The following is a 2,925-nucleotide window of genomic DNA, read 5'->3' on the forward strand; positions in this document are numbered from 1 at the left end:
AGGTCATGCCCGAGCCGAAGCCGAGCTCCTGGGGCAGCCATTCCCACTGGATCCCGGTGTGGAGCACGAACAGAATCCCTTGCAGACAACCCCGGTCGTCCAGAGGAGGACGGCCGAGCTTGCGCAGCCGCTGCTGCCTCCCGGGCAGCAGCGGCTCAATCCGGCCCCACAAGTCGTCCGACACCAGCCACGGCGGTCTCTTCCCCACGGCTTACCCCACGAGCGCCCGGGCGAACGGACATGGGCACCGAGCAGTCCTGTTGGTTTCTCCTACCCGCCCGGGGCATGCAACGACTCCGCAACACTTCCCGGTTTCCGGCTTCCGCCAACGGAGTTGATGGAAAGCATGACTTCATGCACGACAGACTGCCGGATGACGGGGGAGCCGGCTACCAGGTCGTGGTCGAGGACCTGGTAGACGCCTCCTGGGGGATGCACCAGAGCAGCGAGGACCTGCTCGCCACCACGAACGCCCTGGTGGGCGAACTGGCGACCCAGAAGGGAACGGTCGGGGCGGACGAGGCCGGCCAGCTGTTCGGCTCGGTGTACGACCCGGCGGCGAGGACGACCGTCAACCAGATCGGCAACGCCTGCGTCATCATCGGCTCCGGAGCGGCCGCGATCCTGCAGACGGCCAAGAACTACCTGGCGGCCGAGTCCTCGCTGGCGGCCGGCCTGCTGGCCGCCAGCGGTGACGGCGGGAGCAGCGGTCTGGCCACGCCCTGGCTCAGCCGCTCCGACCAGTGCCAGGAGCTCCACGATCCACGGGGGCTCGGCAACTCGCTGCCCGAGGCCGTCGGAGACACCAGCTGGGAGAAGCAGTTCCTCGGTGGCGGCCGGTACCGCGGTGACCCCGACGGGCTTCGGCAGATCGCGGCTACCTGGCGCAAGGCCGCCGGCATACTGACCAACGTCCTGGCCGACGCCCAGGGCAGTTGGACCACCGCCGTCCAGGACTACGAGGGCCCGGCGAGTGTGGGAGTCAACGCGTACTTCACCCAGTTCGTCGGAAAGGCAGCTGCTCCGGCCCGTCCTGCGGAGGGGCAGACCCTCCTCGCGAACCTCCCGGCGGCCTGCTCGCTGCTCGCCGCCTGCTGCGAGAGCTACGCGGACCACATCGAGGCGGCGCAGAAGCAGTTGGACGGCGACGCCCTTTCCCTCCTGTCGCCCGGTCCGATCTGGGACAACCCGGTGTTCGGCGGCAACGGCAACGACGGCGGGCTGAAGGACCGGGTCGAGGGCGACGCGGACATCCACTCCCTGGGCGCGGTGGCGCACATCCTCGATGGCAGCCAGGCGGTCGTCACCATCCCAGGACAGCCGAACTCCGGGCAACCGCTGCTGCCTTGGCTACCGGGCGGCGGAGTCCGCGAGTGGGGCGGCGACCCGCTCTCCCCGGACCCCTTTCCCGATCCGATCGTGCTCGCCTCGGTCGGCTTCCTGCCCACCGTCCAACGGCCGCGCAACCCGCTCCAGCCGGACGTCGACCCCATCGCCCCACCGGACCCGCCCGATCCGCGGTTCCCGGCCCTCACGCCCGCTCAACTGGCCTCCTTCACGACCTGGCAGAAGAGCCTGACCGAAGGGGACTTCTCCGACGCGGGCAACATAGCGGCACAGGCCTACCAGCTCAGGACCTCGGGGTACCCCGAGTTCGCGCTGCCGCTCCCGGCGGGTTCGAACCTGGGCGCGACAAACACCCTGATGGTGGACGGGATCCGTCCGACGGACGGGATGGCCGTCGAGGCCAAGTACGTCCAGAACCCGAAGAGTTGCTACCGGACCCTGGACAGCCTCCTGACCAACACCCAGAACAACAAGCGCCAGTTCCTGTACGCCGATGACCGGACCGAGATGGCCAAGTACCGCGCCGCCCTGGCGAACCCGCAGAACCAGGGTCAGCTCCGAGGTGTCGAGGTCGACACCAACAACGAACCCTCGGTGGCCTATTGGGACACCATGCTGGCCCTGTACGGCGTCAACGGCTACGCCCGCTATGTCGCGTGACCGGCAGCGGGAGCAGCCGGTGCCCGTTCCCGCCATCCCGACGCCGATCGAGGAGCAGGCCCACTACTGGATCTTCGAACCCGTGACGGACGGCCTGTGGGGCCTGACCCTCGATGCGTTCCGGCAGGCCCTTCTCCGGCGCGAGCCGACGGAGTTCACCCACGTCTGGGACCATCCGGGGCACGGGCGCCGCAACGGGGTCACCATGAGCTTCGGGATCACCCTGGACCAGCGGGCGGTGGAGGGAGTCGCGGGCGTAGCGGGCGAAGGCGCCGCCATCCGGAACACCACGGCCGCGCAGGCCGCCGAGTTCGGCTCGTGGCTCGCGCGGGAGGTCGTGCCGGTCGGGGCGGCCCTGCGGATCAGCTCCCGCGAGGGCATCGACTTCGACGTTCCCGACGTGCTCGCGACCGCCTGCACCGAGGCGGAGCTGCGCGAACTCCTCCTCGACCACATCCGCCGGATCGACGAGTCGGCGTGGCGCGTGATCAACCGGCGGAGCGTTCCCGACCCCCGGCTGCGGTACTGGTGAGACCCGTCCGCCGCGACGCGTCAGCGGCGGATCCAGGTGCTGTTGCCGGCCGTGCGGCTGCAGTACTGTCTGCCGGCATGGGGCCTGACCAGGAGCTGGTGAACAAGGATCTTCCTGCCGGGACGCACGCCGAGGGCGTGCCGTACGAACTGTTCCGTGAACTGCGGGCGGTGGCGCCGGTTGCTGGGTGGAGGAGCCAGCCGTGGGGAACTGGCCAGCCGGACCCGGGTACTGGGCCGTTCTGCGGCACGCCGACGTCAAGCAGGTGCTCCGCGACCCCGCCGTCTTCTCCTCGCATCTCGGCGCCACGCAGATCCGGGAGCCCGACTCGGCGGCCGATCTGGAGTTCGCCCGGACGATGATGCTCCACCAGGACCCGCCGGACC

Annotated in this window: 3 protein-coding genes and 1 pseudogene; 3 read left to right on the plus strand and 1 reads right to left on the minus strand. The window is 69.8% G+C overall.

Annotated elements, in window-relative coordinates; translation table 11 throughout:
• Positions 1–208, minus strand: a 208-nt coding sequence (locus tag ACFV1W_RS40395) for a transposase (protein WP_380422544.1), incomplete at its 3' end; no start/stop codon positions are given.
• A gap of 146 nt (positions 209–354) precedes the next feature.
• Here ACFV1W_RS40395 and ACFV1W_RS40400 point away from each other — a divergent pair.
• From ACFV1W_RS40400 to ACFV1W_RS40410, 3 genes and pseudogenes are all read left to right on the plus strand, one after another.
• A complete protein-coding gene (locus ACFV1W_RS40400) occupies positions 355–2,007 on the plus strand; it encodes a restriction endonuclease fold toxin-2 domain-containing protein (protein WP_380422545.1) in 1,653 nt (550 codons plus the stop codon).
• Between the two features lie 19 nt (positions 2,008–2,026).
• Entirely contained in the window at positions 2,027–2,539 is a 513-nt protein-coding gene (locus ACFV1W_RS40405) for a hypothetical protein (protein WP_380422547.1), read from the plus strand.
• Between the two features lie 202 nt (positions 2,540–2,741).
• A pseudogene (locus ACFV1W_RS40410) lies at positions 2,742–2,925 on the plus strand (cytochrome P450); the annotation flags it as partial.

Origin of the sequence: Kitasatospora sp. NPDC059648, assembly GCF_042734825.1 — a bacterium.
GTDB lineage: Bacteria > Actinomycetota > Actinomycetes > Streptomycetales > Streptomycetaceae > Kitasatospora.